The sequence below is a fragment of the Bradyrhizobium sp. Rc3b genome (assembly GCF_900114915.1).
In the GTDB taxonomy this organism is placed as follows: Bacteria; Pseudomonadota; Alphaproteobacteria; order Rhizobiales; family Xanthobacteraceae; genus Bradyrhizobium.
This window is the reverse complement of the sequence record NZ_FOUS01000008.1, coordinates 383,096-404,028: the sequence shown is the minus strand read 5'-3', so window position 1 is coordinate 404,028 and position 20,933 is coordinate 383,096. Positions and strand designations below refer to the sequence as shown.

Annotated in this window: 17 protein-coding genes and 1 pseudogene; 12 read left to right on the top strand and 6 right to left on the bottom strand. The window is 65.3% G+C overall.

Features of this window, described 5'->3' with window-relative positions:
• Positions 1 to 27: 27 nt before the first annotated feature.
• Complete coding sequence (locus BM190_RS21200; protein ID WP_092258527.1) at positions 28 to 606, bottom strand: TetR/AcrR family transcriptional regulator; 579 nt, start codon at positions 604 to 606, stop codon at positions 28 to 30.
• 272 nt (positions 607 to 878) lie between these two features.
• On the opposite strand from BM190_RS21200, the gene BM190_RS21195 reads away from it, so the two are divergent.
• Positions 879 to 2,081, top strand: coding sequence for an efflux RND transporter periplasmic adaptor subunit (locus BM190_RS21195; protein WP_092258524.1), 1,203 nt, complete (start codon positions 879 to 881; stop codon positions 2,079 to 2,081).
• 5 nt (positions 2,082 to 2,086) lie between these two features.
• Positions 2,087 to 5,233, top strand: a complete 3,147-nt coding sequence (locus BM190_RS21190) for an efflux RND transporter permease subunit (protein ID WP_092258521.1) — start codon at positions 2,087 to 2,089, stop codon at positions 5,231 to 5,233.
• A gap of 52 nt (positions 5,234 to 5,285) precedes the next feature.
• Here BM190_RS21190 and BM190_RS21185 read toward each other — a convergent pair whose 3' ends face one another.
• Complete coding sequence (locus BM190_RS21185; protein ID WP_092258518.1) at positions 5,286 to 6,257, bottom strand: MBL fold metallo-hydrolase; 972 nt, start codon at positions 6,255 to 6,257, stop codon at positions 5,286 to 5,288.
• Positions 6,258 to 6,481: 224 nt separating this feature from the next.
• A complete protein-coding gene (locus BM190_RS21180; protein WP_092258515.1) occupies positions 6,482 to 7,147 on the bottom strand; it encodes a GntR family transcriptional regulator in 666 nt (221 codons plus the stop codon).
• A gap of 119 nt (positions 7,148 to 7,266) precedes the next feature.
• Here BM190_RS21180 and BM190_RS21175 point away from each other — a divergent pair, with 119 nt between their 5' ends.
• The 8 genes and pseudogenes from BM190_RS21175 (at position 7,267) to BM190_RS21140 (ending at position 15,185) form a co-directional block, all read left to right on the top strand.
• Positions 7,267 to 8,061 carry an enoyl-CoA hydratase/isomerase family protein gene (locus tag BM190_RS21175; protein WP_092258512.1) on the top strand — a complete coding sequence of 265 codons (795 nt, stop codon included), beginning with the start codon at positions 7,267 to 7,269 and terminating at the stop codon, positions 8,059 to 8,061.
• 10 nt (positions 8,062 to 8,071) lie between these two features.
• Positions 8,072 to 9,331 carry a CaiB/BaiF CoA transferase family protein gene (locus BM190_RS21170; protein ID WP_092258509.1) on the top strand — a complete coding sequence of 420 codons (1,260 nt, stop codon included), beginning with the start codon at positions 8,072 to 8,074 and terminating at the stop codon, positions 9,329 to 9,331.
• Positions 9,332 to 9,386: 55 nt separating this feature from the next.
• The gene (locus BM190_RS21165) at positions 9,387 to 10,379 is read left to right on the top strand and encodes a Bug family tripartite tricarboxylate transporter substrate binding protein (protein ID WP_092258506.1); all 993 of its coding nucleotides are present in this window, start codon (positions 9,387 to 9,389) and stop codon (positions 10,377 to 10,379) included.
• Positions 10,380 to 10,608: 229 nt separating this feature from the next.
• On the top strand, positions 10,609 to 11,091 hold the full coding sequence (locus tag BM190_RS21160) for a tripartite tricarboxylate transporter TctB family protein (RefSeq protein ID WP_092258503.1): 483 nt from the start codon (positions 10,609 to 10,611) through the stop codon (positions 11,089 to 11,091).
• A gap of 10 nt (positions 11,092 to 11,101) precedes the next feature.
• Positions 11,102 to 12,640 carry a tripartite tricarboxylate transporter permease gene (locus BM190_RS21155; protein WP_092258500.1) on the top strand — a complete coding sequence of 513 codons (1,539 nt, stop codon included), beginning with the start codon at positions 11,102 to 11,104 and terminating at the stop codon, positions 12,638 to 12,640.
• On the top strand, positions 12,637 to 13,641 hold the full coding sequence (locus tag BM190_RS21150; RefSeq protein ID WP_092258497.1) for a 4-hydroxythreonine-4-phosphate dehydrogenase PdxA: 1,005 nt from the start codon (positions 12,637 to 12,639) through the stop codon (positions 13,639 to 13,641). Before BM190_RS21155 ends, BM190_RS21150 begins: the two co-directional genes overlap by 4 nt.
• A 132-nt stretch (positions 13,642 to 13,773) precedes the next feature.
• Complete coding sequence (locus tag BM190_RS21145) at positions 13,774 to 13,989, top strand: hypothetical protein (protein ID WP_092258494.1); 216 nt, start codon at positions 13,774 to 13,776, stop codon at positions 13,987 to 13,989.
• A gap of 134 nt (positions 13,990 to 14,123) precedes the next feature.
• Positions 14,124 to 15,185 (top strand): annotated as a pseudogene (locus tag BM190_RS21140) (glycosyltransferase family 4 protein).
• A gap of 48 nt (positions 15,186 to 15,233) precedes the next feature.
• Here BM190_RS21140 and BM190_RS21135 read toward each other — a convergent pair.
• The 3 genes from BM190_RS21135 to BM190_RS21125 all read right to left on the bottom strand — a co-directional run bounded on the left by BM190_RS21135 (position 15,234) and on the right by BM190_RS21125 (position 17,886).
• Positions 15,234 to 15,650 carry a cupin domain-containing protein gene (locus tag BM190_RS21135; protein ID WP_092258491.1) on the bottom strand — a complete coding sequence of 139 codons (417 nt, stop codon included), beginning with the start codon at positions 15,648 to 15,650 and terminating at the stop codon, positions 15,234 to 15,236.
• 50 nt (positions 15,651 to 15,700) lie between these two features.
• Positions 15,701 to 16,444, bottom strand: a complete 744-nt coding sequence (locus tag BM190_RS21130) for an SDR family oxidoreductase (protein ID WP_092258487.1) — start codon at positions 16,442 to 16,444, stop codon at positions 15,701 to 15,703.
• A gap of 365 nt (positions 16,445 to 16,809) precedes the next feature.
• Complete coding sequence (locus BM190_RS21125) at positions 16,810 to 17,886, bottom strand: methyl-accepting chemotaxis protein (RefSeq protein ID WP_092258484.1); 1,077 nt, start codon at positions 17,884 to 17,886, stop codon at positions 16,810 to 16,812.
• 280 nt (positions 17,887 to 18,166) lie between these two features.
• Between BM190_RS21125 and recJ the strand changes: the two genes are divergently transcribed.
• Together recJ and BM190_RS21115 are read left to right on the top strand one after the other, a co-directional pair.
• Positions 18,167 to 20,008 carry a single-stranded-DNA-specific exonuclease RecJ gene (gene recJ / locus BM190_RS21120; RefSeq protein WP_092258480.1) on the top strand — a complete coding sequence of 614 codons (1,842 nt, stop codon included), beginning with the start codon at positions 18,167 to 18,169 and terminating at the stop codon, positions 20,006 to 20,008.
• Between the two features lie 66 nt (positions 20,009 to 20,074).
• Complete coding sequence (locus tag BM190_RS21115) at positions 20,075 to 20,884, top strand: SDR family NAD(P)-dependent oxidoreductase (RefSeq protein WP_177237194.1); 810 nt, start codon at positions 20,075 to 20,077, stop codon at positions 20,882 to 20,884.
• Positions 20,885 to 20,933 lie beyond the last annotated feature (49 nt).

Below are 20,933 nucleotides of genomic sequence, written 5' to 3'. Positions count from 1 at the left end.
ACTCCGGGGTTGCGGAGGGCCAGAATATTACGAGGCTTGCGCCTCTTCGGTTGCACAGAACGTCGCGATCGCAAGGTCGATCCGCCGGTCCAGCACGCGGCGATTGAGCTTGAATCCGGTGTCGGTCAGCAGCCTGAAATGATCGTGGCTGAACACCATGCCGAACAGCATTTCGGCGATGAGGCGGAGCGGCACAGCTGCGAAACGAGGCTCCAGGCGAACGGCCTTCAGTAGCTCGACGATATGCTCTGTGCCGCTCTCCATGATGACCTCGGCGAACATGCGCCCCAGCTCCGGCGAGGCCTGACGTTCACCTATGATCAGACGCTGCAGGGCGATCTCGCCAGGCGACAGCGCCACGTCGGCCGCCTCGCGCAGCATGTTTCGAAGTCGGATCACTGGTGATCCTTCCGAAGGGGCATCGGCGAAGTCTGCTTCCGGCAGGCTGCGCAGCAGCATGGCGCGAAACAGCTCGGTCTTGCTCTCGAACATTTTGTAGAGCGTCTTCTTCGACATTCCGGCGGCACCGGCGATGTCGTCCATCGTGGTCGCGGCAAATCCCTTGCTGGTGAAGGTGTCCTTCGCCGCCGCCAGCAGTTGCGTCATGCGAGCGTCGGGGGCGGGAAGGATGACGGCCGGCTTGGTCCGCTCCGACGGCGGAGCAATACGTCTCTGATTTCTGGATTCTCTCGCCATGGACACACCCGCCGTTGAATCTGAGCTGTTTCACGACTGCTTGAACGCCGCTGCGCAGGCAGCCTAGCACTTGACTTCGGGGAAGGAAACTATCAAGTTTCCAGATGGAAACTGAATAGTTTCCGAATGTTTCCGTGCGCGATCCTCCTCGAGGGGCCGCAACTCACCCATGGATCGTCATCATGCGCCCCCCGATCGTCCGCGCTGTTCCCTTGATTGCCCTGCTGCTTGCCGCTTGCGGGGAGCAGAACCCGCAAGCGGCATTGCCGCAGATGGTGCCGGAGGTCGGCATCATGACCCTGAAACCGCAGGAAGCGAAGATCTCGACGTTGCTGCCGGGCCGCGTCGTCGCCTATCAGGTTTCCGAGGTCCGTCCGCAGGTCACGGGCATTCTGCTCAAGCGCGACTTCGTGGAAGGCGCCGAGGTGAGGGAAGGCGACCTGCTCTATGAGATCGATCCGGTGCAGTACAAGGCGGGTCTGGCGAGCGCCGAGGCCGCGGTGCAGAGGTCGGAGGCAACGCTCGTCAGCGTCAAGCTGAAGGCTGCGCGCAAGACCCAGCTTCTGCAGACCAACGCGGCGAGCCAGCAGGACGTCGATGATGCCGTTGCCGCCTACAAGCAGGGCGAGGCCGACGTGAAGGCGGCGCAAGCCAACCGCGACACCGCCGCGATCTCGCTGGATCGCACCAAGGTCACCGCGTCGATCTCGGGCCGGATCGGCAAGTCGAGCATCACACCCGGCGCGCTGGTCACCGCGAGCCAGGCGACGGCGATGACGACGATCCAGCAGCTCGACCCTGTCTATGTCGACCTCGATCAGTCGACCTCGGAGATGGAGCGCCTGCGCAGCCAGATCGCGAGCGGAAAGCTCAAGCGTCCCGCCGAGGGCGTGCAGGTCGAGCTCCTGATGGAGAGCGGCAAGACCTACGGCCACAAGGGCAAGTACGGTTTCACCGATGCCAGCGTGAACGAGAGCACCGGCTCGGTTTCCTCGCGCGCAGTCTTCGCCAATCCCGAGCGGGCGCTGCTGCCGGGCATGTATGTGCGCGCCCGCGTCGTCGCCGGCGTCGATCCGGCTGCGATCCTCGTGCCGCAGCGCGCCGTCTCGCGCAATCCGCTGGGGCAGGCAGTGGCGATGTTCGTCGACAAGGACGGCAAGGTCGAGCAGCGGATGCTGGAGCTCGGCGAGGATGTCGGCAGCAACTGGCTGGTGCGCTCCGGCGCCAAGGCCGGCGATCGCCTGGTCGTCGAGGGCACGCAGAAGGCCCGCCCCGGGGCGCCCGTCAAGACCGTGGAGGTCGCGGTCGATCCCGCAACCGGCCTCACCGTGAATCCGACGCGGCAGGCCGATGCGCGGCCTGCAGCAGCCGCAGCCGAGCAGTAACCGTCATGTCCCATTTCTTCATCAAGCGGCCGATCTTCGCCTGGGTCATCGCCATCCTGATCATGCTGGGCGGCGTTCTCGCGATCATGCGCTTGCCGATCGCGCAATATCCGCAGATCGCGCCGACTGTGGTCACGATCACGGCGACCTATCCCGGCGCCAATGCCGAGACCGCGGAGAACTCGGTGACCAAGGTCATCGAGCAGAACATGACCGGCCTCGACTATCTGCAATACATGTCGTCGTCGAGCACCTCGACGGGCCAAGTGCAGATCTCGCTGACCTTCACCAACGAAGCCGATGCCGACATCGCCCAGGTGCAGGTGCAGAACAAGCTGCAGCTCGCGACGCCGCTGCTGCCGCAGGTGGTGCAGCAGCAGGGCATCAAGGTCGTGAAGTCCTCGGCAAGCTTCCTGATGGTGCTCGGCTTCGTCTCCGAGGACGGCCGGCTCGCCGCCAGCGACATCGCCGATTACGTGGCGTCCTCGGTCAACGATCCCATCAGCCGCGTCGCTGGCGTCGGCCAGGTGACGTTGTTTGGCGCCGAATACGCCATGCGAATCTGGCTCGATCCCGACAAGCTGGCGAAATACAACCTTATGCCTGGGGACGTGACTGCGGCGATCCAGACTCAGAACACCCAGGTGACCGCCGGCCAGCTCGGCGGCCTGCCGTCCGTCGGCGGCCAGCAGCTCAATGCCACCATCACCTCGCAGAGCCGCCTGCAGACGGTCGAGCAGTTCAAGGACATCATCCTGCGCACGGCCACGACCGGTCAGACGGTCCGCATCGGCGACGTCGCGCGGGTCGAGCTCGGCTCGAAGTCCTATGATTCCGCCGCGCGCTACAACGGCAAGCCCGCCGCGGGCATGGGCATCAGTCTTGCGACCGGCGCCAATGCGGTCGCGACCTCGGAGGCGGTGAAGGCACGTGTCGCCCAGCTCAGCGCCGCGATGCCGGAGGGGCTCCGCGTCGTCTACCCCTACGACACCACGCCCTTCGTCAAGCTGTCGATCGAAAAGGTGATTCACACGCTGTTCGAGGCGATCGCGCTGGTCTTCGTCGTGATGTTCGTGTTCCTGCAGAGCTGGCGGGCGACCATCATCCCGACCATTGCCGTGCCGGTGGTGCTGCTCGGGACCTTCGGCGTGCTCTCGCTTGCCGGCTATTCGATCAACACGCTGACGATGTTCGCGATGGTGCTGGCGATCGGCCTCCTGGTCGACGATGCCATCGTCGTGGTCGAGAACGTCGAGCGCGTGATGGCCGAGGAGAAGCTCGGCCCGCGCGAGGCGACCGAGAAATCCATGCGCGAGGTTACCGGGGCCCTGGTCGGGATCGGCGTCGTGCTCTCGGCCGTGTTCATTCCGATGGCGTTCTTCAACGGCTCGGTCGGAATCATCTACCGGCAGTTCGCGCTCACCATCGTCACGGCGATGCTGCTGTCGGTGCTCGTGGCGCTGGTGCTGACGCCGGCGCTGTGCGTCACGATCCTGAAGCCGCCGAAGCATCATGGCGCGCAGCGCGGCTTCTTCGGCCTGTTCAACCGCGGCTTCGACCGCATGGCGGACGGCTATCAGCGCACCGCGGGCGGTGCGATCAGGCGCATCGCGGGAGTGATGATCGCCTTCGCGGCGATCCTCGCCGCGATGGTCGTCCTGTTCCAGCGGCTGCCGAGCTCGTTCCTGCCCGAAGAGGACCAGGGCACGATCATGACGCTGATCCAGCTTCCGGTCGGCGCCACCTCCACGCGTACGCTCGATGTCATCAAGCAAGTCGAGCACCAATATCTCGACAACGAGAAGGACGCCGTGGACGGCGTGTTCGCAGTCAGTGGCTTCAGCTTCGCAGGGCAGGGACAGAACGTTGGCCTTGCCTTCGTCAGCCTGAAGCCGTTCGACGAGCGCAAGAGTCCTGCGGCCTCGGCGCAGGCCGTGGCCGGCCGTGCCATGGGGGCGTTCATGAAAATCCGCGACGCCATGGTGTTCGCGGTGCTGCCGCCGTCGATTCCCGGCTTCGGCAATGCCGGCGGCTTCGACCTCTATCTCCAGGACACCGGCGGCAACGGTCACGAGGCGCTGATCCAGGCGCGCAACCAGCTGCTCGGGCAGCTCGCGGCGGACAAGCGCGTGGCACAGGCCCGGCCGAACGGACAGGACGACACGCCGCAATTCAACCTCGACGTCGACCAGGCCAAGGCCACCGCCCTCGGCGTCAACCTCAGCGATCTCAACACCACGCTGTCGGCAGCGTGGGGCGGCGCCTATGTCAACGACTTCATCGACCGCGGCCGCGTCAAGCAGGTCTATGTGCAAAGCGATGCGCCGTTCCGCATGGATACCAGCGACATCGGCCGCTGGTATGTGCGCAACGCCTCGGGCTCGATGGTGCCGTTCTCGGCGGTCGCGACCGATCGCTGGAGTTTTTCTTCGCCGCGCCTCGAGCGCTACAACGGCGTCGCCGCCGTCGAGCTGCAGGGGCAGGCAGGGCAGGGCATCAGCTCGGGTGTCGCCATGCAGGCTGTGGAGGAGCAGATGGCCAAGCTGCCCAAGGGCTACGGCCATGAATGGACCGGATTGTCGTTCCAGGAACGGCTCACCGGCAGCCAGACGCTGTATCTGTATTCGATTTCGCTGCTGATCGTCTTCCTGAGCCTTGCCGCACTGTACGAGAGCTGGTCGGTCCCGTTCGCGGTGATGCTAACGGTGCCGATCGGCGTGCTCGGCGCGCTGCTCGCGGCCACGCTGTTCGATCAGGCCAACGACGTCTATTTCCAGGTCGGACTGCTCACGACGATCGGGCTGGCCTCGAAGAACGCGATCCTGATCGTCGAATTCGCGCTGGAGCAGATCGCTTCCGGCCGCAGCCTGGTCGATGCCACCCTGCACGCATCGCGCCAGCGCCTGCGCCCGATCCTGATGACGTCGCTCGCCTTCATCCTCGGCGTGCTGCCGCTGGCGGTGGCGACGGGCGCCGGCTCGGCCAGCCAGAACGCGGTCGGCATCGGCGTCGCCGGCGGCATGATCGCGGCAACCGTGCTCGGCATCTTCTTCGTGCCCGCGCTGTTCGTGCTGGTGAAGCGGATATTCCCCGGTGCCCGGGCGGACGCTGCGGCCTCAGGCGCCGGCGCGGTTGCCGAGCCCGCGGAATAGGGCGCATCAATGGTCCGGACGGCGCGCGCCGCCCGGACCTGATCGCGAGAACCTACAACGTCATCTGCATCGGCTGGGGATAATAGTGGAAGCCTTCACCGGCCTTGGCGACATGGCCGTAGCCCGGCCAGGCGAAGTGATACGACATCACCGGGACCTTGTTTGCCGCGAGCATCGTGAGCAACTTCACCCGCGATTCCGCCGCCTGCTTCGGGTCGGTGTCGTAGGAGAATTCCATGCGCGGCCGCTCGAGCAGCAGCACGGAATGGTGCGAGAGGTCGCCGAGGAAGGCAAAGGATTTGCCGGCCGACGACACCATGAAAATGGTGTGGCCGACGGTGTGACCGGGCGCGGCGATGGCCTGGACCCCCGGCAGGAATTCCTGGCCGTCCTTGAAGAATACGATCCGGTCACGGACCGGCAGCAGGTTCTTGCGGGCGTGGACGACGAAGTCCTTGGCCGGGCTGCCGAGCTTGCCTTCGTCGGTCCAGAAGTCGAAATCGGTCTGCGAGATGTAGATCTGCGCGTTCGGAAACAGCGGCTTGCCGCCTTCGTCGACGATGCCTCCGATATGGTCGATATGGGCATGCGAGCACACCACGGCATCGATGTCCCCCGGCTTGATGCCGGCCTCGGTCATGCTCTTCTGCTGCCGGCCGGTGCTGGCGCCGAACATCTTCGATGAGCCCATGCCGGTATCGAACAGGATGAGCTTGTCGCCGGTGTTCACGATCGGGGAGTTCTGTTCGAGCACGACGTTGTCCGGCGACAGGAAATTGTCCGCCAGCATCTTCTTCACCTCTTCCTTGGGAACGCCGGTGAAGGTTCCAGAGGGATCGCCGAGCGGCAGCGGCCCGTCGGACACGACGGTGACCTCGGCATCGCCGAGAACGAAGCGGTGCCAGTAGGGCGTCTGGGTGCCGAGCTTGGGTGCCCGCGCCATCGCGCTGGTGCCGAGCATGGCGCTGGCACCAAGGCCCGCTCCGAGCGTGAGAAGGGACCGACGTGAGACATCGATTGTCATGCGTTCCTCGCTTTTGTCTTTTACTTTGCACGATTGTTCGCGCGTTGGCACCGGCCTGATCGGCCGCGCGGCCGATGGTCGGCAGAGAAGTATGCTGCTCCGGCCGCGACAAGCTAGCAAGTGGAATTAGTGCGCAGGTTCACGCGGAGCGCGAACGAGTCGCGGCAGCGGGCCGGCCGCGTGTGGACGCGCGCTCCGCCGGCCAGGACAACGCGAATTGCGCCTTACGCAATTCTAAGCGTGAGATCGGTCCCTTCCGTCTCGGCAAAGCCCGCCTGCAACACCTCTTCGCGCTTGTGGCGGAGATGCGCGCGCAAAATGTGGGAGAGGCCGGCGCCGTCGCGGCGCTGGAGCGCGTTCAGGATGGCGTCGTGCTCCTTCACGGCGAGCGCCCAGCGCTGCGGCGTCATCGGCGTGACGTAGCGCGCGCGCCGGATGCGCGCCGTTACTGATGTGTAGAGTCCAGCGAGCACGGGATTTCCGGCTGCGGTGACGATGGCCTCGTGGATGGCGCGATTGCCGCGATAGTACTGGATCAGATCGCCATCGCGATAATGCAGCACCATGGCCGCATGCGCGGCGGCGATCTCGTCGATCTCGGCGTCCGTGATGCGTTCGCAGGCGAGCTCGCCGGCGAGGGCCTCCAGGCCCTGGCAGACCTCGAACAGGTCGCGCATGTCCTTGTCGGTCAGTTTTGCCGCGCGCGAGCCGCGATGCGGCAGCAGCTGCACGAGGCCCTCGGCGGCCAGCACCTTGAGCGCCTCGCGCAGCGGCGTGCGCGAGATCTCAAGCCGCTCACACAGCTCGCGCTCGGGAATCCGAGCACCCGGCGGGATTTCGCCGTCGAGCAGAATGGCCCGGATACGGCCGACGACTTCCTCGTGAAGCATGGGGACCAGCGCTCCAATTTGAATGCAAAACTTGGATATCCGATCGAAACGTCGAAGTTCCAGCTTGCTAATCCCAGATTTTGCATTCAAAAATGTAAAAAACAAGAGGATATGAGGAAATGGACCTGGCGGTAGAGGCAGACGACCTCGTTTTTGAATGCAAAGACGGCATCGGGCGGATCACCTTCAACCGCCCGCAGGCCCGCAACGCCTTCACCTTCGCCATGTACGAGCGGCTCGCCGCGATCTGCGAGCAGGCCAATAGCGATCATGCGATCAAGGTGCTGGTGCTGCGCGGAGCCGGCGACAAGGCCTTTGCGTCCGGCACCGACATCAATCAGTTCCGCGAGTTCAAGACGCCGCAGGATGCGATCGACTACGAGAACCGGATTGATCGCGTGCTGACCACGCTCGAGCAGTGCCGGGTACCGACCATCGCGGCGATCAACGGCTTTTGCACCGGGGGCGGCGCCGGCATCGCCGCGGCCTGCGACCTCCGCATCGGCACGGCAAGCGCGAAGATCGGATTCCCCATTGCCCGGACGCTCGGCAATTGCCTGTCGATGTCCAATGTCAGCCGTCTTACCGCGCTGATTGGCGCTGCACGCGTCAAGGACCTGATCTTCACCGCACGCCTCGTCGACGCCACGGAGGCTGCGAGCGTCGGGCTGCTCGGCGAGGTGGTCGAGGACATTGCCGCGCTCGACAGGCGCGCCGATGAGGTGGCCCGGCTCGTCGCCAGCCATGCGCCGCTGACGCTGAATGCGACCAAGCAGGCGGTGGCACGCCTGCAACGGCGGCTGACCCGGGACGAAGGCGAGGACCTCATCCTGATGTGCTACACGAGCCAGGATTTTCGCGAAGGGCTCGATGCTTTCCTCAACAAGCGCGCCCCGCAATGGCGCGGCCAATAGGACAGGCCCGATGCAAAGCGATCGATCGCAATCCAACTCTCGCCGTTCGGGACCGCTGGCCGGCCTTAGGGTCGTCGACCTCACCCATGTCATGGCCGGGCCGACCTGCACCCTGATGCTTGCCGACATGGGCGCCGACGTCATCAAGATCGAGAAATCGCCGAACGGCGACGATACCCGCCATTCGGTGCCGCCGAAGATCGGCGAGGAGGCGGCCTCCTTCCTGATGATGAACCGCAACAAGCGCGGCATCGTGCTGGATCTGAAGACCGAGGGCGGCAAGCAGGTGCTGCGGCGGCTGATCGCTGACGCCGACGTGCTGGTCGAGAACTTTGCGCCGGGCGCGATGGAGCGCCTCGGCTTCGGCTACGAGGCGCTGCACGCGCAATTCCCGGCGCTGATTTACTGCTCGCTGTCGGGCTTCGGCCGCACCGGTCCCTACAAGCACCGCAGGGGATTCGATCTCGTCGCCCAGGCCATGAGCGGCATCATGAGCTTCACTGGCGAACGCCCGGATGGGCCGCCCGTCAAATGTGGCCCGCCGCTGTCCGACATCACCGCCGGCCTGCTCGCCAGCATGGGCATCCTCGCGGCCTATACGCACCGCCTCAAGACCGGCGAGGGGCAGTGGGTCGAGACCTCGCTCTACGAAGCGGCCCTGGTGCAGACCTATTGGCAATCGACCATCGCGCTCGCGGCAGGCACGGCACCGCGCGCGATGGGCTCGGCCCATCCGCTTAATGCTCCGTATCAAGCATTTGAAGCTTCCGACGGTTGGCTCGTGGTCGGCGGCGCCAACAAGAAGCACTGGCTCTTGATGCTGGAAGCCCTTGGCGCCAGCGAACTCGCCGCCGATCCGCGCTTCGTCACCGGCGCCGACCGCATGGCCAATCTGAAAGTGCTCGAAGCGGTGCTGAGCGAACGCTTCCGCACGAAGTCGCGGGCGCATTGGCTCGCGGCGTTGGACGAGAAGGGCGTGCCGTGCGGACCCGTGCACGACATGCTGGAGGCGCTCAGCGATCCCCAGACTCTGGCGCGCGAGATGGTCGTCGAGGTCGAGCATTCCACGCTCGGCCCGGTCAAGACGATCGGTCTTCCGGTCAAGTTTTCGGAGACCCCAGGCAAAGTGCTATCGGGCGCGCCGGTCTATGGTGAGCACACAAGCGAGGTGCTGGCCGAGTACGGGTTCGACCAGAAGCAGATCGAAGCGCTCGAAAAAGAAGGCGCAATCGTCCTGGCATCGGGAAGGCGCGAGGAACGCGTCGCCTGATCGGACGTCGATAGGACAGACAACAATAAGAGACAAAAATCAGCTGGAGGAAATCATGGGTCGGACGTCGATATTTATGCTCTCCGCAGCCGCGATGATGCTTGCCGGCACGATGCCGGCGCTCAGTGCCTGGCAACCGCAAAAGCCGATCGAGTTCATCGCCACCGCCGGGCCCGGCGGCGGGACCGACAACCTGGCGCGCGCGGTGCAGAACATCATCACCAAGCACAAGCTGACGGAGCAGCCGATCGTCGTCGTCAACAAGGGCGGCGGCAGCGGCGCCGAAGGCTATGTCTATGGCAAGGCCTCCGCTGGCGATCCCTACAAGGTGATCTTCGGTACCTCGAACGCCTGGCAGCAACCGCTCGTCTCCAAAGTCGCCTTCAACTACACCGATCTCACGCCGGTAGCGGCGATGGCGCAGGACGAGTTTTTGCTCTGGGTCAAGCAAGACGCACCCTACAAGACGGCGGGCGACTATCTGAAGGCGGCCGCATCGGGCGAGTTCAAGATGGGCGGCGCCCAGTCGAAGGACACCGACGAGGTGCTGACGCGCATGATCGAGAAGGCCGGCAAGGTCAAGCTGACCTACATTCCCTTCAAGAGCGGCGCGGAGACCGCCGTGCAGCTCGCCGGCGGTCATCTCGATTCCCACGTCAACAATCCCAGCGAAAGCCTCGGGCAATGGCGCGGCGGCACGCAGCGGCCGCTCTGCGTTTTCAGCCCGAAGCGGCTGCCGCAGGGCGCCAAGGTCACCGCGACCGAAGGCTGGGGCGACGTTCCGACCTGCGTCGAGCAGGGGCTCGACATCAAGCAATATGAGCAGCCGCGCACGGTGTGGTTGCCCGGCAAGGTCACGCCGGACCAGGCCGCGTTCTATGTCGACCTCATGAAGAAGGTGCAGGCCACACCCGAGTGGAAGGACTACATCGAGAAGACGTCTCAGGTCGACACCTTCCTGACGGGCGCCGAGTTCGACAAGTTCATCAAGCAGGATCTCGAACACGTCAAACAGGTCGCGGGCGAGCAGGGCTGGCTCGTCAAGTGAGGTGGGGCGCGCCACCAACTCCGCTGTCGTCCCTGCGAACGCAGGGACCCATACCGCGTGATCTCTCTAGGAGTGCTGGTGGTGGTACCGGCGTGGATGTGACGTCAAGTCTTCGTCAAACGTCTCCCTGGGGTTATGGATCCCTGCGTTCGCAGGGACGACAGCGAGGGCTGGGCAAAGACGCATGCGCCACTACCGACCCTTGTCCGACGCCAGAGCGGAGCCCCCCATGATCTCACGCCGCGCTCTTGAACTTGCGACTGCCGTGCTCACCGGCGGCTTCGGGGTGTCCGTCGTCATCTCCAGCCTCGACAACGGCATTGGCTGGTCGAGCGCGGGCGTGGACGCCGGCACGTTTCCGTTCCTGACCGGCATCATCATCGTGCTCGGAAGCCTCTACAACCTGGTGCGGGGCGTGTTGCCGGTTGCGTCCCTGGCAAACGTTCCCATCGCGATCACGCCTTTCGAGCTGCGCCGGCTCGCCGGCCTGTTCGTGCCGGCCGCGATCTTCGTGGCCGCGATCCCGCTCGCCGGGATGTACGTCGCCTCGTCGCTTTATGTCTTTGCGGTGCTGGCGATCCCAAAACATCAATCCGTGCCGCGCGCGCTGGGGATGGCGGCTGCGACAGCACTCGCGCTCTACGTCGTGTTCGAGCGCATGTTCCAGGTGAGCTTGCCGCACGGCGCGCTCGCAGCCGCCCTCGGGTTCTGACGGAGGGCCGATGGACAATCTTGGCGAACTCCTCCACGGCTTCACCATCGCGGTCACCGTGCCGCACCTGGTGCTGATGGTCGTCGGCGTGCTGCTCGGCATTCTCGTCGGCGTGCTGCCGGGGCTGGGTGCGCCAAATGGCGTGTCGCTGCTCCTGCCGCTGACCTTCGGCATGCAGCCGGTGTCGGCGATCATCCTGCTCTCCAGCATGTATTGGGGTGCGTTGTTCGGCGGCTCGGTCACCTCGATTCTGTTCAACATCCCCGGCGAGCCGTCGTCGGTCGCGACCACCTTCGACGGCTATCCGATGGCGCGTGACGGAAGGCCGACCGCGGCGCTCGCCACCGCCTTCGGCTCGGCCGCCTTCGGCGCGCTAATCGGCGTTATCCTGATTACCTTCCTCGCGTCCTGGGTGGCGCAGGTCGCGCTCGCCTTCGGGCCCGCGGAATATTTTGCCGTCTATTTCCTGGCCTTTGCCAGCTTCGTCGGCATGGGCGGCGCCGCGCCGATCAAGACCGTCGTGGCGCTCGCGATCGGCTTTGCGATCGCCGCGATCGGCATCGACACGGTGTCCGGCAGCGTCCGCCTCACCATGGGCGTTGACGAGCTGGTCAAGGGCGTGAGCTTCGTCGTGGCCGTGATGGGCCTGTTCGGCATCGGCGAGCTCCTGGTCGCGGTCGAGGAGGAGTTCCACGCCCGCGCGGTGTCCTCGAAGATCGACTGGCGCGAGGTGTTCCGCGCCGTCGGACGCCTGCCGCGGCATGGCATTGCGTTGCTGCGCAGCGCCGCAATCGGCTGCTGGATGGGCATCACCCCGGGCGGGCCGACCGCGGCATCCTTCATGAGCTATGGCATTGCCCGCCGCTTCTCGCGCCGGGGCCGCTATTTCGGCACCGGTGAGGTCGAAGGCATCATCTCGCCGGAGACGGCTGACCATGCCGCCGGCACCAGCGCGCTGCTGCCGATGCTCTCGCTCGGCATTCCCGGCTCTGCGACCGCGGCCGTCATGATGGGTGGGCTGATGATCTGGGGCCTCAATCCCGGGCCGATGCTGTTCGTCGACCAGAAGGACTTCGTCTGGGGCCTGATCGCCTCGATGTATGTCGGCAACATCGTCGCCGTCGCCTTGGTGCTGCTGACTGTTCCGGTGTTTGCCGCCTTGATGCGGATCCCCTTCGTCGTCATCGCCCCGCTGATCGTGATCATCTGCGTCGTCGGCGCCTATTCGGTGTCGAACTCCTATCTCGACGTCGTCATGATGCTCGGCTTTGGCATCGTCGGCTATCTCTTCAAGAAGCTGTTCTATCCCTTGGCGCCGCTCGTTCTCGCAATCGTCATCGGCGACAAGGCCGAGGATGCGTTCCGGCAGTCGATGCTAATGTCGAAGGGATCGCTCGGGATATTCTTCGCGAACAAGCTGGTGACATGCCTGATCATGGCCGGCATCGCGCTGTTGCTGCTTCCGCTCGTGCTGCAGCTCGCGCGCCTCTGGCGCAAACCCGCATCCCCCGCGACCGAACCGACGGCCCAGGAGAAGGTGATCATATGACCGCAAAGCCGCTGATTGCATTGGCCATGGGAGACCCCGCCGGCATCAGCCCGGAGCTGACGGCCAAGCTGTTGGCGCAGGACGACATCCGCGCGAGCTGCCGGCTCGTCGTGATCGGCGACCGCCGCATCTTCGAGGAGGGCGCGCGCATTGCCGGCGTCAAGCCGGCGCTGAAGATGGTGGAGCAGGGGGCCGATCTTCGCGCGGCGGACGGCGAGGCGCTGTTTCTCGATCTTCGTCACCTTGATCCCAAAGAGGTCGAGCCGAAGACCGCGAGCCTTGCCGGCGGCAGGTTCGCGCTTGCCAACTACAAACACGCGCTCGAGCTCGGCCGCGACGGCCATGTTGACGCGGTCTGCTTCACTCCCTTCAACAAGCAGGCGATGCGGCTCGCCCGCGCCGAGTACGACGACGAGATCGCATTCTCTGCGGAGGTGGTCGGACTCAAGTCGGCGGCGAGCGAGTTCAACGTGCTGGACCGGCTCTGGAACGCGCGGGTGACCTCGCACATCCCGCTGAGGGACGTTGCCGCAAACCTGTCCAGCGAACGCATCCATCGTGCGCTCCAGCTGACCGATGCCTGCATGCGCAACGCTGGCTTCGCGCGGCCGCGCATCGCGGTCGCCGGTCTCAATCCACATGCTGGCGATGGCGGCAATTTCGGTCGCGAGGAGATCGATATCATCGCGCCCGTGGTCGCGGCCGGCCAGCGCGAGGGCATCGCCGCAGAGGGGCCGTTCCCGGCCGACACCGTCTTCCTGCGCGCCAAGGCCGGCGCCTTCGATGCGGTGCTGACGATGTATCACGACCAGGGCCAGATCGCGATGAAGCTGATGGGCTTCGATCGCGGCGTGACCATGCTCGGCGGCTTCCCTTTCCCGATCTGCACGCCCGCGCACGGCACCGCCTACGACATTGCCGGGCAGGGAATCGCATCGATCGGCGCCAGTCGCGCCGCGTTGCTCCTCGCCGCGGAGATGGCCGCCCGCCGCGCCGCCTGATTTGCACGCACTGGCAGTGAGCGCTTGCTGCGCTCGCCTTGCGGGCAGGATTAGACTTTCGGGAAAAACTGGAAACTTCCGCCGTCGCGACGAGTTGGCGTCCCATGGATATCTCCAGTGGGAGCTGGGAAGATGGTCGACGACGACCCGTTACGAACGGCGGTCGATACCGCTTGGCGCGTGTATCGCGCCCGCCATCGCGGTGTCGATGCTGCAGACGGCCGTCGCTGCCTGCTCGAGCGTCATTTGCGAGGGAGACGGGAAGCGCGCCAGAGTAATGGCGATGCCCAGGAGCTCACGGGTTTCGGGCTTGCCTATCTCGAGCGGCTTTCGGACGACTCATGCTGAGCCTGATTGAGAGCCTAGTGTGCCGCCTGGCGAGCGCAAGCGCGAGGCCGCAGTGGACGCTGCTCGCGATCTCGAACCTTCTGTCCGCGGCCATCGTGCTGATCGTCCGGTCAGCGGTATAGCGGCGGGCTGTCATGCGCATCGCTCAGCTTGCTCCCCTGGCCGAAAGCGTCCCTCCAAAGCTCTACGGCGGCACCGAGCGGGTGGTGGCCTAGCTGGTCGATGAGCTCGTCAAGCTTGGACACGACGTCACGCTGTTTGCGAGTGGCGACTCCCGCACGACCGGCAAGCTTCACCCGGTATGGCCACGCGCGCTGCGACTCGGCCGAAAGGGCGCGGATCCGGGTGCGGCCAACGCAATGCTGCTGGAAGCGATCGCGAAGCGGGCGAGGGATTTCGATGTGATCCACGCGCATATCGACTGGCTGCAACTCCCGTTGCTCAGTCGGCTTGGCGTGCCGTTCATGACGACCATGCACGGTCGCCTCGACTTGCCTGGGTTGCCCGAATTGGTTCGGCAATTCCCCGAGGCTGGTTTCGTGTCGATCTCCGATCATCAGCGCCTGCCGCTTCTGGATGCGAAGTGGATGGGAACCATCCAGCACGGATTGCCGTCGGAGCTGTTGCGCCCCTCCTATGAGAAGGGGGACTATCTGGCGTTTCTCGGCCGCCTGACGGCCGAGAAGGGGCCGGAGGACGCAATCCGTATCGCGCACGCGGCCCGGATGCCTCTGCGCATCGCTGCGAAGATTCCGCGCGCCGAGACTGCCTACTTCAGGAAGCACCTCGAGCCTCAAATCGATGGCGAGAAGATCCAGCTTGTCGGCGAAGTCGATGACGTGAAAAAGCAGGCCTTCCTCGACAGGGCCGCCGCGCTGCTATTTCCGATCGATTGGCCGGAGCCTTTCGGGCTGGTCATGATCGAGGCGATGGCCTGCGGAACGCCTGTGATCGCTTACCGCTCCGGCTCCGTCCCTGAGGTGATCGAGCACGGTGTGACCGGCTTCATCGTCGAGAACGAGGATCAGGCGGTCAAGGCGGTCGGCGAATTGAGCAAGCTGGATCGAAAGAGGGTGCGCGCCCGCTTCGAGGAACGCTTCACCGCATGCCGAATGGCGCGACAGTACGAAGATCGGTATCGCGCGCTGATTGCCGCCACAGATCGAGACTTCAACACGCAGCGGACGGAAACATGAAGACCCTCTCGAATAAGAAGCCGACCCTGGCGGGAGTGCGTCTGCAGGCTATTTCGGCATAGGCATTGTCAGCTCCTTGTCGGCCGTATCCACCACGAACACGGCAAGCAGCTTGGCAGGCTCGGTATCGCTGGCGTTCGCGCTGATGCCGTGGCGGTCGCCGGGTCTTTCGGAAAAGTTCTCCCCTTTGCGAAAGACCTTGGCCGGGCCGTCATTGACCTGACTGCGGATCGCGCCTTCCAGGACGGTGGCATAGATGAAGGCGGAGGGCGCGTGGATGTGGGGCGGCGACGAGCCTCCGGGACCATACTCGACCAGCACGCCCTTCATGCTCTTGCCGGGGACATTGGGCAGCGCCTGGTCGAACACGACAGTGACCTTGGCCGATGGTGCTGCCGTCTCGGCCGCATGGACCGTCAGGACAGACGCGGCGTAAACCGCCGTTGCGATCAGCAATCTGCGCATGGGATTTCCTTCATTGCCGTTTCTGTGTTGATTGCGGGGCTGGCGGGCCCTCAGAGGCGCGCGAGCCATGTTGCGAGCGGCGTCTTCCCGAGCCGAGCCTCGCCGAGCGGGTTCAGCGATGTGTCCTGAATGGAAGCGCCGTAATATTGCGCTTTTGGGTCGCCGACCACCGTACGGCTGTCGCCGGAGGCTTTCTGGCGGCGCGCGACGAACTCATTGAAGGGAGCCTTCTCGGGGCCTGCGATGTCGATGGTGCCATTCAGCGGCCGCCCCGTCGCGATCTCTGCGAGGCAATCGACCACGTCGTCGGCGGCGATCGGCTGAAACAGCGCCGACGGAACGACGATCTTGTCGCCGGCCGCTCCGGCCTCGCCAATGGCGCCGAGGAATTCGAAGAACTGCGTGGCGCGGACGATGGAGTAGGGGACCGCGGAGGCCTTTATGATGGTCTCCTGGGCGAGCTTGGCACGGAAATACGCGATGTCGGGCGAACGATCGGTCCCCACGATCGAGAGCGCGACGTGATGCTTGACGGCTGCGGCGGCCTCGGTCGCGGCGAGATTTCGGCTCGAGCGCTCGAAGAATTCGAGCACGGCGGCGGGCTCCCAGGATGGCGCATTGGCCACGTCGACCACGACATCCGCGCCGGCCAGCGCCGCTGCGAGGCCTTCCCCGGTCACGGCGTTCACACCTGATTTCGGCGAGGCCGCTACCGCGTCGTGGCCCTGCTGTTTGAGCTTCGCCACGAGCTTGGATCCGATCAATCCGGTTCCGCCGATCACGACGATCTTCATGGCATGTCTCCTTGGCATGTGACGAGCGCGAGATGATTAGCCAGGGCGGACTCGCGCGCTCACGTCGATCAACGTGATGCGAAGCGACTCTATTCGATCAAGGGCGCGAGGCTCTTGCCTGTTACGGGCGCGGCTTGCCGGAAAATGCTTCAGAAAGCCGGGGTGCGATTTCACAAAACCGCTAGGGCCATTCCCTCGTGCCGCAAACACACTCTGCGATGATCGCAGAGTGCCAGTGTTTTGCCCGACTTGTCAAAATGTTTGAGAGAACAATAAAGGCAAGCCCAACTGAAAACACCAATGAGAGCAGCCCTTTGGCTACTGTGCATGGGGTTGTTTTCGGGTTTTTGAATCGGCCGCCTGTCTCACGCCCCGCAGACGATCACGCCGTACCAGCCGAGCCCGCGATAGGTCTCATAGCCCGGCGTCGCATGGAACGCGACCAGGGCACCCGAGCGGTCATGGTAGAATCCGGAGCGCTGGCCGTTCAGCGAGATCGAGATGCGCTCGCTGAGAATGCCCTGGCCGTCGGACGCCGCGATGATGCGAAAATTCGAATCGACCAGCAGCACGCGAGCCTTGTCGCTGTCGCCGACGCGCACGCCCTGCACGATGGCGCGGGCCTGCGCCTCCCAGTCGAAGTGGATGGCGAGCACGCCGATCGGGGCGCCGTGGGCCTGGCCGCCGGCGCGGACGCTGGCGCAATAGGTCGCCACCTGCGCGTTGCCGAGCAGCGGCTGGTTCTCGACGTCGCCGGCGACGTAGTCGTCACCGGAGCGCAAGGTTCGCGCCTCGCGAAACCATTTGGTGTGGGCGACGTTCTGGCCGACGACGCGGAAGCGGTCGGCGCGGCCGTTGGCGATGACGTTGCCGTCGAGGTCGCAGAGCCAGAGATCGAGATAGACGGTGTAGGCGCCGAGGATCACGCCCAGGCGCTGCGAGGCGTGCGACACCGCTGCGGCGGTCGGCGAGGCCGCGCAATCGACCACGGCGGAATCGGTCGCCCACCAGCGCACGTCGCAGGTGCGCTCATAGAGGTTGCGGTCGATCAGCTCGATAGCGTTGAGAGACAGGTCGACCATCCGCTCGCCGCGCGAGCGCTGGCTCATGCGGTCGATCGAGGCGACGAGATCGCCGGTGCGTTTGGTCAATTGGCTTTCGAGCTCGCGCGCGATGGTCTCGACCTGCTGGCCGACGCCGCGTACCTCCTGTGCCACCACCGCGAAGCCCGCGCCTTGCGCGCCGGCGCGCGAGCTCTCGATCAGCGCGTTCAGCGCCAGCATCTTCATCTGGTTGGTGATCTGCTGGATCGACTTGGTCTTGTCGACCGCGATCTGGTTGACCTCCGCGGTGAGGCGGTTGATCAGCGCGGAGATGTCGGAATCGTCGTCAGCGGGTTCGGTGGCGATCGGCTTGGCCTTCAGACCCAGCGCAGCAGACATCGGGGATTTCCCTTGGCAATGAGGTCTGATCTGCAATGAACCCGGAACAATCGCTTACAGATCGAATACGATTCTTTTTCGAGGATTCCGCCTAACGCCTGCTTAATTTGCTGTTCCGCCGAATGCCCAAATGATAGTCAGTCGGCGCAGCAAATCGGCAATCCACCGCTTTGTGCGACGCGGAGATTGCAAATCCCAGGCGATTCCGGGTCAATCGTCGTCGCCAGCCGAACCGATGCGACAGCTCCGACTTCCGGGTCCCTCTAGCCAGCCCCTCATCATGACGCCTCCCGCAACTGCCTTGCCTGTCGAAGCGCCCCAGGCCTTTCTCGGCGTCGCCCGCTCGCTGACCGACAAGCTCTGGCGCGACCGGCTGGATCCCCGCGGGGCGGCCCAGGCGCTCGCCATGGTGCAGCGGCACCAGCTTCCCGAATTGCTGGCGCGGGTGCTGGCCGGCCGCGGCGTCGATATCGACGCGGTGCCCGACTTTCTCGATCCGACCATCCGCAAGCTCATGCCGGACCCGTTCACGGTGACGGAGATGGAGGCGGCGGCGAAGCGGATCGCGGATGCGGCGGCGAAGGGCGAGAAGGTCGCGATTTTCGGCGATTACGACGTCGACGGCGCGACCTCGGCGGCACTGCTGGCCTGGCACCTGCGCCATTGCGGACTCGATCCGCTGATCCACATTCCCGACCGCATTTTCGAAGGCTATGGGCCCAATGTCGAAGCGGTTCGTGGGCTGGCGGCCAAGGGCGCCACGCTGCTCGTCACCGTCGATTGCGGCACCACCAGCATCGAGCCGCTCGCCGAAGCCAGGCGGCTCGGCATGTCCGTGGTCGTGATCGACCATCACCAGGCCGGCACCGAGCTGCCGGAGGTTGACGCGCTGGTCAATCCGAACCGGCTCGACGATCTCTCCGGCCTCGGCCATCTCGCCGCTGTAGGTCTCGTGCTGGTGACGCTCGTTGCGGTCAACCGCGAGCTGCGTCAGCGCGGCTTCTGGAGTGCGGAGATGCCGGAGCCCGATCTGCTCGGCATGCTGCATCACGTCGCGCTCGGGACCGTTGCCGACGTCGCGCCCCTGATCGGCCTCAACCGCGCTTTCGTCGCCAAGGGGCTGATCGCGATGCGGCGGCGCGACCATGTCGGTCATACCGCGCTGATGGACGTGGCGCGGCTCAACGGGCCGCCGGAGGCCTGGCATCTCGGCTTCATGCTGGGGCCTCGCATCAATGCCGGCGGCCGCATCGGCCGCGCCGATCTCGGCGTGCGGCTATTGCTGGAAGGCGACGGCGTCGAGGCCGCGCGGATCGCCGCCGAGCTCGACCGCCTCAACGGCGAGCGCCGCGTCATCGAGCAGGCGGCCGAAGCGCAAGCCGAAGCCGAGGCGCTGGCCTCGATCGGGCTCGAGGACAAGCTCGGCGTCATCGTCACGGCGTCCGAAGGCTGGCATCCCGGCGTGGTCGGCCTCGTTGCCTCCCGGCTGAAGGAAAAGTTTTCGCGGCCCGCTTTCGCCATAGCGCTCGAGCCCGGCGGCATCGGTACCGGATCGGGCCGCTCGATCGCGGGCGTCGATATCGGCAAGGCGGTGCGGCAGGCGGTCACTGACGGCATTCTACTCAAGGGCGGCGGCCACGCGATGGCCGCCGGCGTGACGCTCCGGAAAGAGAAGCTCGCCGAGTTTCGCGCCTATCTCGAGAACGCGCTGGCGCAGGACGTCGCCGAGGCGCGCCACGTCAACGAGCTCTATATCGACGGCGCGGTCTCCGCGCGCGCCGTGACGACGGAGCTCGCGGCGACGCTGAACCGTGCCGGTCCGTTCGGAAGCGGCAATCCGGAAGCCGTGCTGGCGCTGCCGGCGCACCAGCTGGTCTTTGCCGACGAGGTCGGGCAGGCGCATCTGCGTCTGCGCTTCAAGTCGGGCGATGGCGCCATCGTCAACGGCATCGCGTTCCGCTCGGTCGGCCAGAAGCTCGGCAACGCGCTGCTGGCCAACCGCGGCCAGCAGCTGCATGTTGCCGGCTCGCTCTCGGTCGACCGCTACCAGGGTGTCGAGCGGGTGCAATTCCGCGTCATCGACGTCGCGCTACCGGACCAGGGGCCATCCGTGATTAGATAACGCAAGATCTGACCAGCTCAGACGACACAAAATACGTCGCTCAAACAAACAAAAAAGGGAGTGAACATGGCAGGGCAGGTTGAGGGCAAGGTCGCGCTGGTGACCGGCGGCGCCTCCGGTATCGGCGAGGCCATCGTCGAGCTGTTCGCGCGTGAGGGCGCGACTGTTGTCATCACCGACATCGACGAGCTGCGCGGGCCCGAGCTCGCCAAGCGCGTGACGAAAGCCGGCGGCAAGGCGATGTTCCTGGAGCAGGACGTCACCAGCGAGGAGCGCTGGATCGATATCGTCGCCGAAATCGCCAAGCGTCATGGTCGGCTCGATATTCTCGTCTCCAATGCAGGCATCGGCATCTCCGTGCCATCGATCGTCGACATGACCCTCGCCGACTGGCGCAAGCAGAATGCGATCAACCTCGACGGCGTGTTTCTCTCGGTCAAGCATTGCCTGCCGCTGATGCGAAAGCATGGCGGCGGTTCGATCGTCATGATGTCCTCGCTCGCGGGCCTGCGCGGCGCGCCGGGCCTGTCGGCCTATTCGGCGACCAAGGGCGGCGTGCGGCTATTCGCCAAATCGATTGCAATGGAATGCGCGGCGGCCGGCGACGGCATCCGGGTCAATTCCGTGCATCCCGGCATCATCGATACCCCGATCTGGGGCAAGATCCCGACGGGGGCGACCGGCGCCGGCCAGAACGCGCCGATCGATCCCGAGGAGCGTGCCAAGGTCGTCACGCCGCTCGCCCGCGCGGGGCAGGCGGCGGAGATCGCCTCAGGCGTGCTGTATCTGGCCTCCGATGCCTCGCGCTACGTCACCGGCAGCGAGCTCGTCATCGACGGCGGCATGAATGCCGGCGGCGTGCCGCGGCGGGCCTGAGCCGCGCAGGGCAGGGTGGCGGTCGCAGGGGCTGACGCGCAGGCGGCGC

Coding starts and splice junctions, on each gene's coding strand:
- BM190_RS21200 (WP_092258527.1), bottom strand. CDS start 606: ATGACGCAACTGCTGGCGGCGGCGAAGGACACCTTCACCAGCAAGGGA.
- BM190_RS21195 (WP_092258524.1), top strand. CDS start 879: ATGCGCCCCCCGATCGTCCGCGCTGTTCCCTTGATTGCCCTGCTGCTT.
- BM190_RS21190 (WP_092258521.1), top strand. CDS start 2,087: ATGTCCCATTTCTTCATCAAGCGGCCGATCTTCGCCTGGGTCATCGCC.
- BM190_RS21185 (WP_092258518.1), bottom strand. CDS start 6,257: ATGACAATCGATGTCTCACGTCGGTCCCTTCTCACGCTCGGAGCGGGC.
- BM190_RS21180 (WP_092258515.1), bottom strand. CDS start 7,147: ATGCTTCACGAGGAAGTCGTCGGCCGTATCCGGGCCATTCTGCTCGAC.
- BM190_RS21175 (WP_092258512.1), top strand. CDS start 7,267: ATGGACCTGGCGGTAGAGGCAGACGACCTCGTTTTTGAATGCAAAGAC.
- BM190_RS21170 (WP_092258509.1), top strand. CDS start 8,072: ATGCAAAGCGATCGATCGCAATCCAACTCTCGCCGTTCGGGACCGCTG.
- BM190_RS21165 (WP_092258506.1), top strand. CDS start 9,387: ATGGGTCGGACGTCGATATTTATGCTCTCCGCAGCCGCGATGATGCTT.
- BM190_RS21160 (WP_092258503.1), top strand. CDS start 10,609: ATGATCTCACGCCGCGCTCTTGAACTTGCGACTGCCGTGCTCACCGGC.
- BM190_RS21155 (WP_092258500.1), top strand. CDS start 11,102: ATGGACAATCTTGGCGAACTCCTCCACGGCTTCACCATCGCGGTCACC.
- BM190_RS21150 (WP_092258497.1), top strand. CDS start 12,637: ATGACCGCAAAGCCGCTGATTGCATTGGCCATGGGAGACCCCGCCGGC.
- BM190_RS21145 (WP_092258494.1), top strand. CDS start 13,774: ATGGTCGACGACGACCCGTTACGAACGGCGGTCGATACCGCTTGGCGC.
- BM190_RS21135 (WP_092258491.1), bottom strand. CDS start 15,650: ATGCGCAGATTGCTGATCGCAACGGCGGTTTACGCCGCGTCTGTCCTG.
- BM190_RS21130 (WP_092258487.1), bottom strand. CDS start 16,444: ATGAAGATCGTCGTGATCGGCGGAACCGGATTGATCGGATCCAAGCTC.
- BM190_RS21125 (WP_092258484.1), bottom strand. CDS start 17,886: ATGTCTGCTGCGCTGGGTCTGAAGGCCAAGCCGATCGCCACCGAACCC.
- recJ (WP_092258480.1), top strand. CDS start 18,167: ATGACGCCTCCCGCAACTGCCTTGCCTGTCGAAGCGCCCCAGGCCTTT.
- BM190_RS21115 (WP_177237194.1), top strand. CDS start 20,075: ATGGCAGGGCAGGTTGAGGGCAAGGTCGCGCTGGTGACCGGCGGCGCC.